Here is a 15404-nt window from a genome sequence, read left to right on the forward strand (position 1 = left end):
CGGACGTGGCGCTGTCAATCTCACGCCATGCCTCTTGTCCTCCGCGCCCCACGCTCGCCGCGCCGTGCCGCGTCCGCCGCCGTCGTCGCCCTGTTCGCCACCGTCGCGGTGGGCTGTGCCCCGCAGTCGGAGGAGGACACGTCCGGCTCCGCCTCCGCCTCGACGTCCGGCGCGTCCTGCGCCAAGGGCGAGTTGGGCACCGAGACCGCCGGGAAGCTGACCATAGCCACCGACTCCCCCGCGTACGAACCGTGGTTCAAGGACGACGACCCCAAGAACGGCGAGGGCTTCGAGTCGGCGGTCGCGTACGCCGTGGCGAAGCAGCTCGGCTACGGCAAGGGGGACGTCGTCTGGCAGAGCGTGCCCTTCAACAAGGCGTTCGCGCCCGGTGAGAAGACGTTCGACTTCGACATCAACCAGGTGTCGATCAGCGACGAGCGCAAGAAGGCCGTCGACTTCTCCTCGGGCTACTACGACGTGCGCCAGGCCGTGATCGCCCTGAAGGACTCCAAGGCCGCGAAGGCGACTGGCATCGCGGACCTCAAGGGTCTGCATCTGGGCGCCCAGGTCGGCACCACCAGCCTGAACTACATCGAGGACGTGGTGAAGCCCTCCCAGGAGCCGGCCGCGTACGCGAAGAACGACCAGGCCAAGTCCGCCCTCCAGAACGGCCAGATCGACGCCATTGTCGTCGATCTGCCGACCGCCTTCTACATCACTGCCGCCGAGGTCACGGACGCCGAGATCGTCGGACAGTTCGAGAACCAGGGCGGTACGCCGGAACAGTTCGGTCTCGTCCTCGACAAGGGCAGCGCCCTGACGTCCTGTGTGAGCGCCGCTGTCGACGCCCTGCGTGAGGACGGCACGCTGGCGAAGATCGAGCAGCAGTGGCTCTCCGACGCCGTCGACGCCCCGGTGCTCAAGTGACCGTCGTGAAGCAGCGGTCGGGCCCGGAGGGCGCCGACGACGGCGGGGGCATGCCCCGCGCGGACGACGGATACGCGCCCTCCCGGCGACGGCTCGACCGGGAGCGCTACAAGCGCGCCCGGGCCCGCCGCGCCACCGGCATCGCCGCGCTGTCAACGCTGGTCACGGCCGTCGTCCTGTACCTGGTCGTCGTCAACGCGCCCGGCTGGCCGCGCACCAAGGAGACGTTCTTCAGCGCCGAGTACGCGCGCGAGGCGCTGCCCAAGGTCCTCGAAGGGCTCTGGCTGAACGTCCGGCTGCTGCTGGTGTGCGGCGTCGCCGTGCTCGTCCTCGGCATGCTGATCGCGGTCGCGCGCACGCTGCGCGGCCCGGTGTTCTTCCCGTTGCGGGCGCTGGCCGCCGCGTACACCGACTTCTTCCGCGGACTGCCGCTGATCATCAACCTGATGATCGTCGTCCTGGGCGTCCCGGCGCTGCGCCTCCAGGGCGTGACCGTCGATCCGGTACTGCTCGGCGGGACCGCGCTGACGCTCACGTACTCGGCGTACGTCGCCGAGGTGTTCCGGGCCGGCATCGAGTCCGTGCACCCCTCGCAGCGGGCGGCGGCACGCTCGCTGGGCCTGACCAACCGGCAGGCGCTGCGCCACGTCGTCCTCCCCCAGGCGGTACGCCGTCAGGTGCCGCCGCTCCTCAACGACCTGGTGTCGCTGCAGAAGGACACCGGTCTGGTCTCGATCGGCGGCGCGATCGACGCCGTACGCGCCGCCGACATCATCGTGGGCCGCAGCCTCAACTACACGCCGCACATCGTCGCGGGACTGGTCTTCGTCGCCCTGACCATCCCGATGACCCGCTTCACCGACTGGGTCACGGCCCGGATGGACCGGCAGCGGGCCCAGGGAGGGACGCCATGAGCGACAGCTCCACCACGCCCGCCGCTGCCCCCGGCTCCCCGGTGTTGCGGATGGAGTCCGTCCGTAAGACCTTCGGCGGCTCGGTCGTCCTGCGGGACGTCGACCTGGAGGTCGCCCCGCACACCGTGACCGCGCTGATCGGAGCCTCCGGGTCGGGCAAGTCGACGCTGCTGCGCTGTGCCAACCTCCTGGAGGACATCGACGACGGGGCGATCTGGCTGGACGGCGAGGAGATCACCGATCCGCGCGTCGACCAGGACGCGGTACGGCGCCGTATCGGGGTGGTCTTCCAGTCGTACAACCTCTTCCCGCACATGACGGTCCTGGACAACATCACGCTGGCCCCGCGCCGGGTGCACGGGGTGGGCCGCGCCGAGGCGGAGGGGCGGGCCCGTGAGCTGCTCGACCGGCTGGGGCTGGCCGCCAAGGCGGGCGAGTACCCGGACCGGCTCAGCGGCGGTCAGCAGCAACGCGTCGCCATCGTCCGCGCGTTGGCCGTACGACCCCGGCTGCTGCTGCTCGACGAGATCACCGCCGCTCTCGACCCCGAGCTGGTGGGAGAGGTCCTGAACGTCGTGCGGGACTTGAAGAGCGACGGGATGACCATGGTGCTCGCCACGCACGAGATGGGCTTCGCGCGGGACGTCGCCGACCAGGTTTGTTTTCTGGACGGAGGGGTGGTGCTGGAGCGTGGAACCGCCGAGGAGATCTTCGGCGACCCTCAACAGGAGCGCACCCGGCGCTTCCTGAGCCGGATCGTGGAGGCGGGCCGCCTGTAAGGGGCGTGCACCAGGACGACGGGACTTACACCGCCGCCTGCTGGGACACGCCTCGCCCGCCGTCGCCCCGAAAACCGTATCTACGCCTCCGCCTTGCCCGCCCCCGCCAGGGCGGCGACCCGCTCCACACCGAAGACGTAGCCCTGCACCCCGCACCCGGCGATGACCCCGTCGGCACGCAGGGAGACGTACGAGTGGTGACGGAAGGTCTCACGCTTGTGGATGTTGGAGATGTGGACCTCCAGGACGGGCAGTCCGTCGCAGGTGTTGAGCGCGTCCAGAATCGCGACCGACGTATGGGAGTAGGCGCCGGGGTTGATGACGATCCCGCAGTGGTCGAGCCGCGCCTCGTGAATCCAGTCGACCAGTTCCCCCTCGTGGTTGGACTGCCGGAAGTCCACCGTGCCGCCGTGCGCGGCCGCCGCCTTGGCGCACATGGCCTCGACGTCGGCGAGGGTGTCGGACCCGTAGATCTCGGGCTGCCGCTGGCCCAGGAGATTCAGGTTGGGGCCGTTGAGGATCATGATCGGGGCGTTGGCCAGGGTGCGGGTCACGGTTCCTCCGGTCCGTCGGGGTGGGCGGCCCGTCGGGACCGCTGCTCGCCCCGGTCTATCACGGTGGACCCGCGGGGCGAGAAGCGTGGTCTCCCCGCATGACCATGCCGGTCATGGGCCCGCCCGGCGCATCACAGTGACTCACTGATGGCCGTTGACGCCTCCTGGGACACATTGACGTCGAACGCGCCTCCGCACGCCCCCGTAAACCGCCCGTCACTATGGGTAGTTGATCGGCTATGCACAGTAAACGCGCCGTGAAACCGCCGTCCATGCTGCGGCTCGCCGCCGCCTCGCTCGCCGGGACAGCCATCGAGTTCTACGACTTCTTCGTCTACGGGACGGCCGCCGCCCTCGTGCTGGGGCCGCTGTTCTTCCCGACGTTCTCGCCGCTTGCGGGGACCCTCGCGGCCTTCGCGACCTTCGGGGTCGGCTTCGTGGCAAGACCGTTGGGCTCGGTGCTGTTCGGGCACATCGGGGACCGGCACGGGCGGCGGCCGGTCCTCGTCGCCTCCCTGCTGCTGACCGGCGGCGCGACCGTGGCCGTGGGCTGCGTCCCCACGTTCGACTCGATCGGGGTGGCCGCCCCCTTCCTCCTGCTCGTCCTGCGCTTTCTGCAGGGGCTGGGGCTCGGCGGCGAGTGGGGCGGGGCGGTGCTGCTGACGGCGGAGCACGCGCCGGCCCATCGACGCGGGCTCTGGTCGAGCTTCCCCCAAGTGGGTCCGGCGGTGGGGTTCCTCCTGGCCAACGGCGTGATGCTGGCGCTGTCGGCGGGCCTGACGGACGCCCAGTTCACCGCGTGGGGCTGGCGGGTGCCGTTCTGGGCGGCGGGGGTGCTGGCCGTGGCCGGGCTGTGGCTGCGCTCGTCGATCACGGAGAGCCCCCAGTTCCTCGACATCGACGACCACGCGCGCGTGCCGCTCGCCGAGGTGGTGCGCGGCCACTGGCGGCTCGTCCTGCTGACGGCGGGCGCCCTCTCCATCGGATACGCGGTGTTCTACTCGGTGACGACCTGGTCCCTGGCCTACGGCACCGAGCGGCTCGGCATCAGTCGTACCGTCATGCTGACCTGCATCATGGGCGTCGTCGTGGTGAAGGGCGTCCTCACCCCGGTGGCCGCGGTGCTCGGCGACCGGTACGGGCGGCGCCCGATGTGCCTGATCGGCTGTGGTGTCACCGTGCTGTGGATGTTCCCCATGGTCGCCCTGCTGGCGACGGGCGAACCCCTGCTGATCTTCTTCGGTTTCCTGGTGGCGATGCTGGCGTTCGTCACGATGTTCGCCGTGATCGCCGCGTATCTGCCGGAGCTGTACGAGCCCCGGGTGCGCTGCACGGGAGCCGCGGTGGGCTACAACCTCGGCGGTGTGCTCGGCGGCGCCCTCACCCCGATCGTCGCCACCGCCGTGGCCCAGGGCGGACGCGTGCCCTGGGGCGTGGGCGCCTATCTGACGGGCATCGCGCTGCTGAGCCTCACCTGCTTCGCCCTGCTGCCGGAGACCCATCCGGTGCCCAGCGCCTCGGGGGAGGCGGCGGAGGCCGCGACGGGGTGAGGGTACCCCTACGGATTCACCGCCAGCTCCAGATACGCCGCGAACAGCACGAGGTGGACGCCACCCTGGAGCGGTGTCGCACGCCCGGGCACGACCGTCAGGGAGGCCACGACGACGGTCAGGGCGAGCAGCACCATGTGCGTGGCGCCCAGGCCGAGGACGAGCGGTCCAGAGAGCCAGACCGAGGCCAGGGCCACGGCCGGGATGGTCAGTCCGATGCTGGCCATCGCGGAGCCGAGGGCGAGGTTGAGGCTGGTCTGGACGCGGTCGCGGCGGGCGGCGCGCAGCGCGGCGATGGTCTCGGGGAGCAGCACGAGCAGCGCGATGATCACACCGACCACGGCATGCGGCAGCCCCGCCGCCTCGACACCGGACTCGATGGTCGGCGAGACGCCCTTGGCGAGGCCGACGACTCCGACGAGCGCGAGACCGAGCAGTACGAGGCTGATCGCGGCGGTACGGCCGGTGGGCGCCTCGGCGTGATCATCGGCGGTGATCACCTCGCCGTGGCGGGTGATCGGCAGGAAGTAGTCCCGGTGGCGCACGGTCTGGGTCGCTACGAACAGCCCGTACAGGGCCAGTGAGGCCAGCGCCGCGAAGGTGAGCTGGCCGGTGGAGAACTCCGGGCCCGGCTTGCTGGTGGTGAAGGTGGGCAGGACCAGACTGAGCGTGGCCAGCGTCGCGACGGTGGCGAGGGCGGCGCCCGTGCCCTCCGGGTTGAAGACCGCGAGCCCGTGCCGCAGCGAGGCGACGAGCAGACAGACACCGACGATGCCGTTGCAGGTGATCATCACGGCCGCGAAGACGGTGTCGCGGGCGAGGGTGGAGCTCTTGTCGCCGCCGTCGGCCATGAGCGTGACGATCAGCGCGACCTCGATGATCGTGACGGCGATGGCGAGGACGAGGGAACCGAACGGCTCGCCGACCCGGTGAGCGATGACCTCGGCGTGGTGTACGGCCGCGAGTACGGCTCCCGCGAGCACCAGCGTCACCAGGGCGACGAGGGCCCCGGGCAGATCGCGCCCCCAGGTGAGGACCAGCAGGACGACCGCGGCGATCGGGACGACGGCTGTCCAGCGCGTGGCGAGCGACCGGAGCCGAACGGGCATGCGGTGATCCTTTCAGACGTGAAAGGGCCCCGCACTCCGGTCGACGCCGTGGTACTGCGTCGTTCGTCGTGCGGGGCCCGATCATGCGTTCACGGTGCGGCGCCTACGGCTGTCAGGCCCCGACGCTGTCCTTCTCGGCGCCCTCGGCCTGCTCGTCGCCGCCGGCCTTCTCATCGGCGGCCTTCTGCTCGGCCTCGGTCCGCGCCTGCTTCTTGGAGGCCATCAGGCTGGTGATCGTGGTGACGATCAGGACCGAGCAGATCACGCCGAGCGAGACCGGGATGGAGATCTCGGGGACGTGGACGCCGGACTCGTGCAGCGCGTGCAGTACCAGCTTCACACCGATGAAGCCGAGGATGACGGACAGACCGTAGGAGAGGTGGACCAGCTTCTTCAGCAGACCGCCGATGAGGAAGTACAACTGCCGCAGGCCCATCAGCGCGAACGCGTTGGCCGTGAACACGATGTACGGGTCCTGGGTCAGACCGAAGATCGCCGGGATCGAGTCCAGGGCGAAGAGCACGTCGGTGGTGCCGATCGCGAGCATGACGACCAGCATCGGCGTCATCACGCGCTTGCCGTTCCGCTCGATCCACAGCTTGGTGCCGTGGTAGCTGTCGGCGACACCGAAGCGCTTCTCGGCGGCCTTGAGGAGCTTGTTCTCCTCCCACTCCTCCTCCTGCTCGTCGGCCCTGGCCTCCTGGATCAGCTTCCAGGCGGTGTAGATCAGGAACGCGCCGAAGATGTAGAAGACCCAGGCGAAGCTGGAGATGATCGCCGCGCCCGCGGCGATGAATATCGCGCGGAGCACCAGGGCGATCAGCACACCGACGAGCAGGACCCGCTGCTGGTACTGCGACGGCACCGAGAACTTCGCCATGATCAGGACGAAGACGAAGAGGTTGTCGACGCTCAGGGACTTCTCGGTGATGAAGCCCGCGAAGAACTCTCCGGCCGGCTGGCCACCGGCGAAGACGAGCAGCCCGAGTCCGAAGAGGGCGGCCAGGACGATCCAGACGACCGTCCAGATTCCGGCTTCCTTGATGGACACGTCATGCGGCTTGCGGCCGATGAAGAAATCGACCGCGATGAGGGCGGCAAGGCCCACAACAGTCAGGACCCACAGGGTCGCGGAAACATCCACTGCGCCTCCGGCAGTACGTAACGGCAAATTTCAGCGTCATCGCTACCGGAGGTCTCTTCCACCCGGTCCTCCGAGGCGCTTTCCATCGCACCTGGTGCCGCCGGGCCGACGCCCCGGGATCTGGATTGATCCGTATTGACGGGTACGCCGCAGCAAACAGGGAGTACTCCCCTCCGCTCATACGAGCATACCCATTCACCAAGAATAGGTAAAGGGGCAGGCAAAGAAAGGATCAAAACAGCAGGTCAAGGGGCTTTGCCAGCTCTTGATGCAGGCTCGGTCCCTCACCTGTTCCAGGAACGGCGGGCGTCCGCGACCTGGTCGAGGACGTTCTGCAGAACCTGGCTGCCGGATGGGATGCGCGAGGGCTCGTAGGTCCACGCGTGCCCGACCCACGGGTCGGCCAGGTGGTCGTCGGGCGTGGGCGTCAGTCGCAGTAGCGAACGCCACAGCGGGTCGAGCAACGGCCCGTAGGCGGAGGCCTCCTCGCGATCCGCCACCATCATCAGATGGACGCCCACGGCCGGGCCCTCGTCCGCGAGATAGCGGAGCTGGGTGACGGCCCGGTCGTCGAAACCGTGCGGGAAGTCATGGACGATCAGCAGTTGCTCGGAGGTGTCGAAGCCCGGCGGCAAGGAGTCGGCCGCACCACCGCGCACCGCCATCTGCACCAGGTCGACCCGCTGGGTGAGCCGCCCGAGGACGTCCGCGACGCCTGCGGCGCCGGCGGCCGGCGGTCCGGCGAGAACCCCGGACCGCACCAGCGGCGCCAGCGCGGAGACTCCCGCCCCGGCCGGATCGATGACATGGACCGCGAACTCACCGGGCGGGTGGACCGCGAGGAGCCGCGCGGCCAGCGCCACCGCCGTGTCCAGCGCGAGGCGGCGCAGTTGATCGGAGTCGGCGAGTGGGTCCCGGGAGCCGGAGCGTCCGCTGTCGATCCACAGGCCACGCTCCAGCGGCAGCCGGACCAGCATCGGAATGCGCAGGTCCGCACTCTCCGGCAGATGCAGGTCGCCCAGGCGCAGGGCCATGGGGATCTCCATCGGCACCCGGTACCCGTGCCACACCGGGTTGTCCCAGCTCGCGTACGCCACCGGCAGCGCGGGCTCGACGACGTCGACCTCGGCACGGAGCTGGGCGAGATCCCGGTCGAGGGCCTCTCGGGCCTGGTCGACGAGGTGGGCCTGCTTGGCCCGGGCGGCCTCACGCGCGGCGTCGCCCTGCCCTCCGATACGGCTACGAGGGTCGGAGAGGACCTTGTCCAGCTCCTGCTCCATACGGGACTCGGCGAAGTCGACGGCGCTGCGGTACGCGGCCGTGGCGCGGGCCAGGTCCTCGAACATGCCCCACACCTGGTTGTAGAGCCGCTCCTCCATGGACCAGCCGGTCGCGTCACCGGCGACGGGCTGCGCGGGCTGTCCGGGCTGGGCCGGGGGCGCGGTCGGCGGAGGCGGGGGCGGCGCGGTGTTCTGCCGCCGGGGGTGGCTGTAGTTGACGGGGCCGCCGGCTGCGGGCGCCGTGGGCTGGGTGGCGTCCGGGCTGCCCGTCGAGCCGTACGGGGGTGTGGCGCCGTACGGCGAGGTCGGCTGCTGGGGGCCCTGTGAGGGCGCCGTGCTCCCGGTGGCGCCCTGCGGTGTCGTACCGCCGTGCGTCTGGTCCGGGCCCGGCGCGGGGGCTGCGGTCTGCCGGGGGCGCTCGGTGTCGGGCAGACGGGGCGGGGGTGCGGCGACCGAGCGGGCGAGGCCCTGGGCCACCGCCTCGTGGATGCTGCCCGAGAGCCGCTGGGCCTCGGCCAGGCCCTGGTCGGCCAGCAGCTCCGCGAGGCCGCCCGCGTACCCCTGGCCGATCGCGCGCACCTTCCAGGCGCCCTGCCTGCGGTACAGCTCCAGGGCGATGACGGCCGACTCGGTGTCGAGTCCGGTCAGGGTGTAGCTGGCGACTTCGGTGCCGTCGAGGCCGGTGACCGCGACGAAGGGGGCGGCGACGGCGCCGAACCGTACGGGGCCGCCCGTCCCCGGAGGCAGCGCGAGCAGCACGCTCACCCGGTGCACCGACAGTGCGAGGGCGTCCAGGTCCACGGCGAGACGGTGGTCGGCCGCGGCCTGCCTGGACACCTCCAGGCCCGGCAGGGTGGGCGCCCCCGGGTGGGCCACCCACTCCACTCCGTGCACCCGGCCGTGCTCGTCGCCGAGGGTGGCTCCGGCCACTATCGGCGTACCGGCCGAGACCCGGATCTCCAGTCGGGCCTCGGGCAGCGGATGGTTCTGCCCCCGGACCAGCTCGGCCGTCATCGACTCGCTCCCCCTGTGTTGTTCGAAGTCTGGTGCGTCGGCTGTCTACAGGACCGGCACGATGGCCGGCATCAGGTCCTGGAAGGTGCGGCCGTTGGCGGGAGAGCCGAGGGCCGTCATCTGCCAACCGGCGCCCGCGCGGTGCACCTTCGCCATGATCTGGGCCGTGTACTGGCCGCCGCCCGCCAGGGTGTAGCGGGCCAGCTCCTGGCCGTTGGTCTCGTCGACCAGACGGCAGAACGCGTTCTGCACCTCCTGGAAGGTCTGGCCCGTGAAGGAGTTGACGGTGAAGACGATCTGGTCGATGTGTACCGGGACACGGGCCAGGTCGACGAGGATCGCCTCGTCGTCCCCGCCCTGGCCGACGCCGCCGACCAGGTTGTCACCGGTGTGACGGACGGAGCCGTCGTCGCTCACCAGGTGGCGGAAGAAGACGACGTCGACCGGCTGCTTGTCCGCGAAGAGGACGGCCGAGGCGTCGAGGTCGATCTCACGGGTACGGGACCCGAACAGGCCACGCCGGGGGGCAGCCTGCCAGCCGAGACCCATGCGCACCGCGGTCAGACTGCCCCCGTCGTTCTTCTGCAGACTGATGGCCTGACCCTTGGTCATGTTGACGGTCACGCGCTGATTCCCCTCTCGAACGTCCCCTGTTCCCGCGGAGTCCGCGGATGTGCAGCACCTTACGCAGCGGCACTGACAATGCCGCAGCCCGTGTCGCACTTTGTGTCGGTCTTGCAACACAGTGCGCCCGCGCCGGTGGCGGTCCTGTCCCCCGGCGCCCTTACGGGCCCTCAGGCCAGGCCCGCCTCCTTCATCTGCCGCAGTTCCTTCTTCATCTCGGACACCTCGTCGCGCAGCCTGGCGGCGATCTCGAACTGCAGATCCGCTGCCGCGGCGCGCATCCGTGCCGTCATCTCCTCGATCTGCTCGGCGAGATCGGCCGCGGGCCGGTCGGTGGGGACCGTCTCCTTGGCCTTGCCCTTGGCGGGCTTGGCCGCCTTGGCGCCGAGGGAGGGCACGGGAGCCTTGGCGCCCTTGCCGTCCTTGCCCTTGCGGTAGCCCGTGCCGAGCAGCTGCTCGGTGTCGATGTCCTCGCGGGCGATCTGCGCGACGATGTCGTTGATCTTCTTGCGCAGCGGCTGGGGATCGATGCCGTTGGCCTTGTTGTAGGCGATCTGCTTCTCCCGGCGGCGGTTGGTCTCGTCGATGGCCTTCTCCATCGCCGGGGTGATCTTGTCGGCGTACATATGGACCTGGCCGGAGACATTGCGCGCAGCGCGGCCGATGGTCTGGATCAGTGAGGTGCCGGAGCGCAGGAAACCCTCCTTGTCGGCATCGAGGATCGCCACCAGGGAGACCTCGGGGAGGTCGAGGCCCTCACGGAGGAGGTTGATGCCGACCAGGACGTCGTACTCGCCGGAGCGCAGCTCGCGCAGCAGCTCGACGCGGCGCAGGGTGTCGACGTCGCTGTGGAGGTAGCGGACCTGGATGCCGAGTTCCAAGAAGTAGTCGGTGAGGTCCTCGGCCATCTTCTTGGTGAGCGTGGTGACGAGGACGCGCTCGTCCTTCTCGGTGCGCTTGCGGATCTCGTGCACCAGGTCGTCGATCTGCCCCTCGGTCGGCTTGACGACGACCTCGGGGTCGACCAGGCCGGTGGGGCGGATGATCTGCTCGACCTGGCCGTCGGAGCGGGACATCTCGTACTGCCCGGGCGTCGCGGAGAGATAGACCGTCTGCCCGATGCGCTCCTGGAACTCCTCCCACTTCAGCGGGCGGTTGTCCAGCGCGGACGGCAGCCGGAAGCCGTGGTCGACGAGGGTGCGCTTGCGGGAGGCGTCGCCCTCGTACATGGCGCCGATCTGGGGCACGGTGACATGGGACTCGTCGATGACGAGGAGGAAGTCCTCCGGGAAGTAGTCCAGAAGTGTGTTCGGCGGGGAGCCGGGCTCGCGGCCGTCGAAGTGCATCGAGTAGTTCTCCACGCCGGAGCAGGAGCCGATCTGGCGGAGCATCTCGATGTCGTACGTGGTGCGCATGCGCAGCCGCTGGGCCTCCAGGAGCTTGCCCTGCTTCTCCAGCTCCGACAGGCGCTCGCCCAGTTCCTTCTCGATGTCGTTGACCGCGCGCTCCATGCGCTCGGGGCCGGCGACGTAGTGCGAGGCCGGGAAGACGTACAGCTGTTGGTCGTCGCTGATGATCTCGCCGGTGAGCGGGTGGAGGGTGGAGAGGGCCTCGATCTCGTCGCCGAACATCTCGATGCGGACCGCGAGTTCCTCGTAGACCGGGAAGATCTCGATGGTGTCGCCCCGGACGCGGAAGGTGCCGCGGGTGAACGCCAGGTCGTTGCGCGTGTACTGGATGTCCACGAAGCGGCGCAGCAGCTCGTCCCGGTCGTGCTCCTCGCCGACCCTGAGTGGGACCATCCGGTCCACGTACTCCTGGGGTGTGCCGAGGCCGTAGATGCAGGAGACCGAGGCGACCACGACGACGTCGCGGCGGGTGAGCAGCGAGTTCGTCGCGGAGTGGCGCAGGCGCTCGACCTCCTCGTTGATCGAGGAGTCCTTCTCGATGTAGGTGTCCGACTGGGGGACGTAGGCCTCGGGTTGGTAGTAGTCGTAGTACGAGACGAAGTATTCGACGGCGTTGTTCGGCAGGAGCTCGCGGAACTCGTTGGCCAGCTGGGCGGCCAGCGTCTTGTTCGGCGCCATCACCAGGGTGGGGCGCTGGAGCTTCTCGATCATCCACGCGGTGGTGGCGGACTTGCCGGTGCCGGTCGCGCCGAGCAGGACGACGTCCTTCTCACCTGCTTCGACGCGCCGGGCGAGGTCGGCGATGGCCGTGGGCTGGTCGCCGTTCGGCTGGTAGGGGCTGACGACCTCGAAGGGCGCCACCGTGCGTTCGATCTTGGAAACGGGCCGCATGCAACCACCGTACGACCCCCCACTGACAACGGGCTGCGATCAGCGGTTCTGCGGGGTGCGGGAGCGCGGCTCGCCCTGTTCGCGAGCGGCCCCGGACAGCGGGCGGCGGCCGGTGCGCGCGGTGGCCTGGGCCGGGACGCCGGGGCGGCGCTCGCCGGGGTTGCCGCGGAACCTGCCCATGATCATGAAGGGGTCGAACATGACGACCACGCCGGCGAGGAGCAGAAAGACCAGGGGGCCGATGATCAGCGGGGCGAGCAGCACGGCCGAGGAGGAGTCACCGGCCGGGGTGACGGCCTGGGGGCTGTGCAGATGGACGCTGAGGGCGGCCATGCCCGTGTAGTGCATACCGCTGACGGCGACGCCCATGACGAGGCTGGCGCCCACGCTCCACAGGAAACCCCTGACCTGCCCCGCGGCCCACAGGGCGGCGATGGCGGCCACCACGGCGATGACGACCGAGGCGGCCACGGTCAGGGTGTTGTACTCCAGCTTGCCGTTGAGGCGCATCCCCGCCATGCCCAGGTAGTGCATGGAGGCGATGCCGAGGCCGGTGATGGTGCCACCGGTGAAGAGGGCGGCCCCGGTGGCTCCCCTGGAGCCGACCATGAAGATCCCGACGCCGACCATGACGATCGCGAGGGCGAGGCTCGCGAACGTGGTCAGCCCGTCGTAGTTGACGGGGGTCTGTACGACCTTGAAGCCCATCATCGCGACGAAGTGCATCGTCCATATGCCGGAGCCGATGGCCGCCGAGCCGAGAGCGAGCCAGCCGAGGCGCCAGCGGCCTTCGGCCAGCATGGATCTCGTGGTGCAGCGCAGGCCCAGTGCGCCCCCGAGGCAGGCCATGAGATAGGCCACCACCGGTGTGACGAGTCCGTAGCTGAAGCCGTCGACCGTGCCCTGCATGCGCGGCTGCCTTTCCCGCCCTGTCGCGTCCCTGGATTCCCTGTACTGCCCCCACCCCCGGGACCGCCACAACGGTCAGGGTTGTCGCAGAGAGTATGACCCCCACCGGAATGGTCGAACGATTTTCCGGCAAAGAAACACGCCCTTGCCCCACTTGTGCGGTGCCCGTGAGCGGACTTGGGCAACTCCATTCAATTCATGGCCATCCTGCACCCTCCTGCCGTTGACCCTCTGCTGTCACGCTTGAACCGACCGTGATCGCTCGACGCGAGGAGTACGCATGCAGATGCGCGCAGTTGCCGCGACGACCACCGCGTTCATGGGGGCCGCCGCTCTGATGGTCCCCGCCTCCGCCGCCGAGGCGGCCACCAGTCCACTGGTCGTCGCACATCGAGGAGCCTCGGCCTACGCGCCCGAGAACACCCTGGCCGCCGTCGACAAGGCGGCCGAGATGGGCTTCGCCTGGGTCGAGAACGATGTCCAGCGCACCAAGGACGGCCGCCTCGTCGTCCTCCATGACGCGACGCTCGCGCGGACGACCGATGTCGAGGAGCTGTACCCGGAGCGCGCTCCCTGGAACGTCGCGGACTTCACCGCCGCGGAGATCGCCCGGCTGGACGCGGGCAGTTGGTTCGGCGACGCCTACGCGGGCGCGCGCGTGCCGACGCTGGAGCAGTACATGAGGCGGGTTTCACGCAATCACCAAAAGCTCGTCCTGGAGATCAAGAATCCCCAGCTCTACCCGGGCATCGAACAGGAGACCCTGAAGGTGCTCTCCAACGAGGGCTGGCTCACCCCGGACCATCTGGCGAACCGGCTGGTCGTCCAGAGCTTCAGCGCGGACACCGTACGGCGGGTGCACGAACTGCGGCCCGGGGTGAAGACCGGCTTCCTGGGCACCCCGAACATCGCCGACCTGCCGGAGTACGCGACGTTCGCCGACCAGATCAACTCCTCGTACACGACGATCTCCGAGAGCTATGTCTCCGCCATCCACACGATCGACGGTCCCCACGGAGAGCCGCTGGAGATCCTCACCTGGACCGTCAACGACGCGGACAACGCCCGCCGGGTGGCCGGCTACGGCGTGGACGGCATCATCACCAACAAGCCGGACGTGATCGAGGAGGCCACTCGGGGCTGAGGCCCTCGGCCGACCGCGCGGGCGTTGTCAGTGGCGGGTCGTACGGTGGTCGCATGAACAGCCACGGGCAGTACGAGCAGCAGGTCGTGTGGACCGTCGTCGGCACGGACATCGGTCCACTGCTGCTGGCCGCCACGAACGAGGGCCTGGTGAACGTCGTGTTCCACGCCACCGACGAGGTGCGTGACAAGGCGCTGGACCGGCTCGCGTCCCGCCTGGGCACCACACCCGTCGAGGCCCCGAGCGCGCCTGCCCTGGCCGAGGCGATACATCAGGTCGCGGCGTATTTCGCGGGCGAGCGGCGGGACTTCGAGCTGCCGCTGGACTGGTCGCTGATCTCCGGGTTCAACCGCCGGGTGCTGCGCGAGCTGGCCTCCGGCGTCCCGTACGGCTCGGTCGTGGGCTACGGGGACCTGGCCCGCCGGGTCGGGCAGCCGGGCGCGGCCCAGGCGGTCGGCATCGCGATGGGGTCCAATCCGCTGCCGGTGGTGGTGCCGTGCCATCGGGTCGTCGAGAGCGATGGCGGCATCGGGGGGTTCGGCGGCGGCTTGGAGACCAAGCGGAAACTGCTGGCACTGGAAGGAGTGCTTCCGGAGCCGTTGTTCTGAGTGGTATGTGGGCGTTCTGTGCGTGGGGCGTGGGAACGATCGCCGTCCCGGCGCATGGACGTCGCGCGGCCGTTCCGTGACGCGCAGGGTGTCCGAAAACATTCGGCCTCGCGCTAGTCGTAGTGGCGTGCCTCGAACACGTTGCCGTCGGGATCACGGAAGTAGAAGCTGCGCCGGGCCGGGCCACGGGCGCCGAAGGAGTCGTGGGAGATGTCCGAGACGGGCACCGCCCGCTCCTCCAGGCGGGCCCTCAGTTCGTCGAATGCCTCGGAGGGCAGGGCGACGCAGACATGGTTGACCGGATGGCCCGCGCTGTCGGCGGCTCCCGGCAGCATCTTCATGTGCTCGGCCATGGTGAGCGGCATGAGGTCGAGGATGGTCTCGTCGTTGAGGCGTACGGAGGGGAAGGACACCTGTCCCGCGGAGTACTCGGTGATTCTCAGGGGCTCCATGCCGAGGGTCTTCTCGTAGAAGTCGGCCGCGGCGATCGGCTCCCGGACCCAGAGGACGACGTGGTCGAGGCGTGCCGTGTTGTCCGTCATGCACTC

General features: G+C 69.6%; 14 protein-coding genes. 6 read left to right on the forward strand and 8 right to left on the reverse strand.

Features of this window, described 5'->3' with window-relative positions:
- Positions 1 to 27: 27 nt before the first annotated feature.
- From ACWD4G_RS16865 to ACWD4G_RS16875, 3 genes are read left to right on the forward strand one after another with little or no spacing between them, the layout of a single operon-like run.
- Positions 28 to 927: an ABC transporter substrate-binding protein gene (locus tag ACWD4G_RS16865; protein WP_451293973.1), complete on the forward strand. Its 900-nt coding sequence runs from the start codon at positions 28 to 30 to the stop codon at positions 925 to 927.
- Positions 924 to 1841: an amino acid ABC transporter permease gene (locus ACWD4G_RS16870; protein WP_451293975.1), complete on the forward strand. Its 918-nt coding sequence runs from the start codon at positions 924 to 926 to the stop codon at positions 1839 to 1841. The genes ACWD4G_RS16865 and ACWD4G_RS16870 overlap by 4 nt, the downstream gene beginning before the upstream one ends.
- Positions 1838 to 2620: an amino acid ABC transporter ATP-binding protein gene (locus ACWD4G_RS16875; RefSeq protein ID WP_451293977.1), complete on the forward strand. Its 783-nt coding sequence runs from the start codon at positions 1838 to 1840 to the stop codon at positions 2618 to 2620. Before ACWD4G_RS16870 ends, ACWD4G_RS16875 begins: the two co-directional genes overlap by 4 nt.
- Positions 2621 to 2700: 80 nt before the next feature.
- Here the strand turns inward: ACWD4G_RS16875 and aroQ are convergent, their stop codons facing one another.
- Entirely contained in the window at positions 2701 to 3174 is a 474-nt protein-coding gene (gene aroQ / locus ACWD4G_RS16880) for a type II 3-dehydroquinate dehydratase (RefSeq protein ID WP_451293979.1), read from the reverse strand.
- A 272-nt stretch (positions 3175 to 3446) separates the two neighbouring features.
- Between aroQ and ACWD4G_RS16885 the strand changes: the two genes are divergently transcribed.
- On the forward strand, positions 3447 to 4724 hold the full coding sequence (locus ACWD4G_RS16885; protein WP_451294400.1) for an MFS transporter: 1278 nt from the start codon (positions 3447 to 3449) through the stop codon (positions 4722 to 4724).
- Between the two features lie 8 nt (positions 4725 to 4732).
- On the opposite strand, the gene ACWD4G_RS16890 is transcribed toward ACWD4G_RS16885, so the two are convergent.
- From ACWD4G_RS16890 to ACWD4G_RS16915, 6 genes are all read right to left on the reverse strand, one after another.
- Positions 4733 to 5833: a calcium:proton antiporter gene (locus tag ACWD4G_RS16890; RefSeq protein ID WP_451293981.1), complete on the reverse strand. Its 1101-nt coding sequence runs from the start codon at positions 5831 to 5833 to the stop codon at positions 4733 to 4735.
- 112 nt (positions 5834 to 5945) lie between these two features.
- The gene (locus ACWD4G_RS16895; RefSeq protein WP_451293983.1) at positions 5946 to 6977 is read right to left on the reverse strand and encodes a TerC family protein; all 1032 of its coding nucleotides are present in this window, start codon (positions 6975 to 6977) and stop codon (positions 5946 to 5948) included.
- Between the two features lie 284 nt (positions 6978 to 7261).
- Positions 7262 to 9271, reverse strand: coding sequence for a TerD family protein (locus ACWD4G_RS16900; protein WP_451293985.1), 2010 nt, complete (start codon positions 9269 to 9271; stop codon positions 7262 to 7264).
- Positions 9272 to 9316: 45 nt separating this feature from the next.
- Positions 9317 to 9895 carry a TerD family protein gene (locus ACWD4G_RS16905; protein WP_451293987.1) on the reverse strand — a complete coding sequence of 193 codons (579 nt, stop codon included), beginning with the start codon at positions 9893 to 9895 and terminating at the stop codon, positions 9317 to 9319.
- A 170-nt stretch (positions 9896 to 10065) separates the two neighbouring features.
- Positions 10066 to 12195: an excinuclease ABC subunit UvrB gene (gene uvrB / locus ACWD4G_RS16910; RefSeq protein ID WP_451293989.1), complete on the reverse strand. Its 2130-nt coding sequence runs from the start codon at positions 12193 to 12195 to the stop codon at positions 10066 to 10068.
- A 39-nt stretch (positions 12196 to 12234) separates the two neighbouring features.
- A complete protein-coding gene (locus ACWD4G_RS16915; RefSeq protein WP_451293991.1) occupies positions 12235 to 13104 on the reverse strand; it encodes an MHYT domain-containing protein in 870 nt (289 codons plus the stop codon).
- Between the two features lie 280 nt (positions 13105 to 13384).
- On the opposite strand from ACWD4G_RS16915, the gene ACWD4G_RS16920 reads away from it, so the two are divergent.
- Both ACWD4G_RS16920 and ACWD4G_RS16925 read left to right on the forward strand, forming a co-directional pair.
- Positions 13385 to 14248, forward strand: a complete 864-nt coding sequence (locus ACWD4G_RS16920; RefSeq protein WP_451293993.1) for a glycerophosphodiester phosphodiesterase — start codon at positions 13385 to 13387, stop codon at positions 14246 to 14248.
- Positions 14249 to 14301: 53 nt separating this feature from the next.
- The gene (locus ACWD4G_RS16925) at positions 14302 to 14856 is read left to right on the forward strand and encodes a methylated-DNA--[protein]-cysteine S-methyltransferase (RefSeq protein WP_451293995.1); all 555 of its coding nucleotides are present in this window, start codon (positions 14302 to 14304) and stop codon (positions 14854 to 14856) included.
- A gap of 113 nt (positions 14857 to 14969) precedes the next feature.
- Here ACWD4G_RS16925 and ACWD4G_RS16930 read toward each other — a convergent pair whose 3' ends face one another.
- Entirely contained in the window at positions 14970 to 15398 is a 429-nt protein-coding gene (locus ACWD4G_RS16930) for a VOC family protein (RefSeq protein ID WP_451293997.1), read from the reverse strand.
- Positions 15399 to 15404 lie beyond the last annotated feature (6 nt).

It is taken from the genome of Streptomyces sp. NPDC002643 (assembly GCF_053592555.1).

What these genes read in the sequence shown, in the direction of transcription:
- ACWD4G_RS16865 (WP_451293973.1), top strand. Translation starts at nt 28, where the DNA reads ATGCCTCTTGTCCTCCGCGCCCCACGCTCGCCGCGCCGTGCCGCGTCC.
- ACWD4G_RS16875 (WP_451293977.1), top strand. Translation starts at nt 1,838, where the DNA reads ATGAGCGACAGCTCCACCACGCCCGCCGCTGCCCCCGGCTCCCCGGTG.
- ACWD4G_RS16885 (WP_451294400.1), top strand. Translation starts at nt 3,447, where the DNA reads ATGCTGCGGCTCGCCGCCGCCTCGCTCGCCGGGACAGCCATCGAGTTC.
- ACWD4G_RS16890 (WP_451293981.1), bottom strand. Translation starts at nt 5,833, where the DNA reads ATGCCCGTTCGGCTCCGGTCGCTCGCCACGCGCTGGACAGCCGTCGTC.
- ACWD4G_RS16900 (WP_451293985.1), bottom strand. Translation starts at nt 9,271, where the DNA reads ATGACGGCCGAGCTGGTCCGGGGGCAGAACCATCCGCTGCCCGAGGCC.
- uvrB (WP_451293989.1), bottom strand. Translation starts at nt 12,195, where the DNA reads ATGCGGCCCGTTTCCAAGATCGAACGCACGGTGGCGCCCTTCGAGGTC.
- ACWD4G_RS16915 (WP_451293991.1), bottom strand. Translation starts at nt 13,104, where the DNA reads ATGCAGGGCACGGTCGACGGCTTCAGCTACGGACTCGTCACACCGGTG.
- ACWD4G_RS16920 (WP_451293993.1), top strand. Translation starts at nt 13,385, where the DNA reads ATGCAGATGCGCGCAGTTGCCGCGACGACCACCGCGTTCATGGGGGCC.
- ACWD4G_RS16925 (WP_451293995.1), top strand. Translation starts at nt 14,302, where the DNA reads ATGAACAGCCACGGGCAGTACGAGCAGCAGGTCGTGTGGACCGTCGTC.
- ACWD4G_RS16930 (WP_451293997.1), bottom strand. Translation starts at nt 15,398, where the DNA reads ATGACGGACAACACGGCACGCCTCGACCACGTCGTCCTCTGGGTCCGG.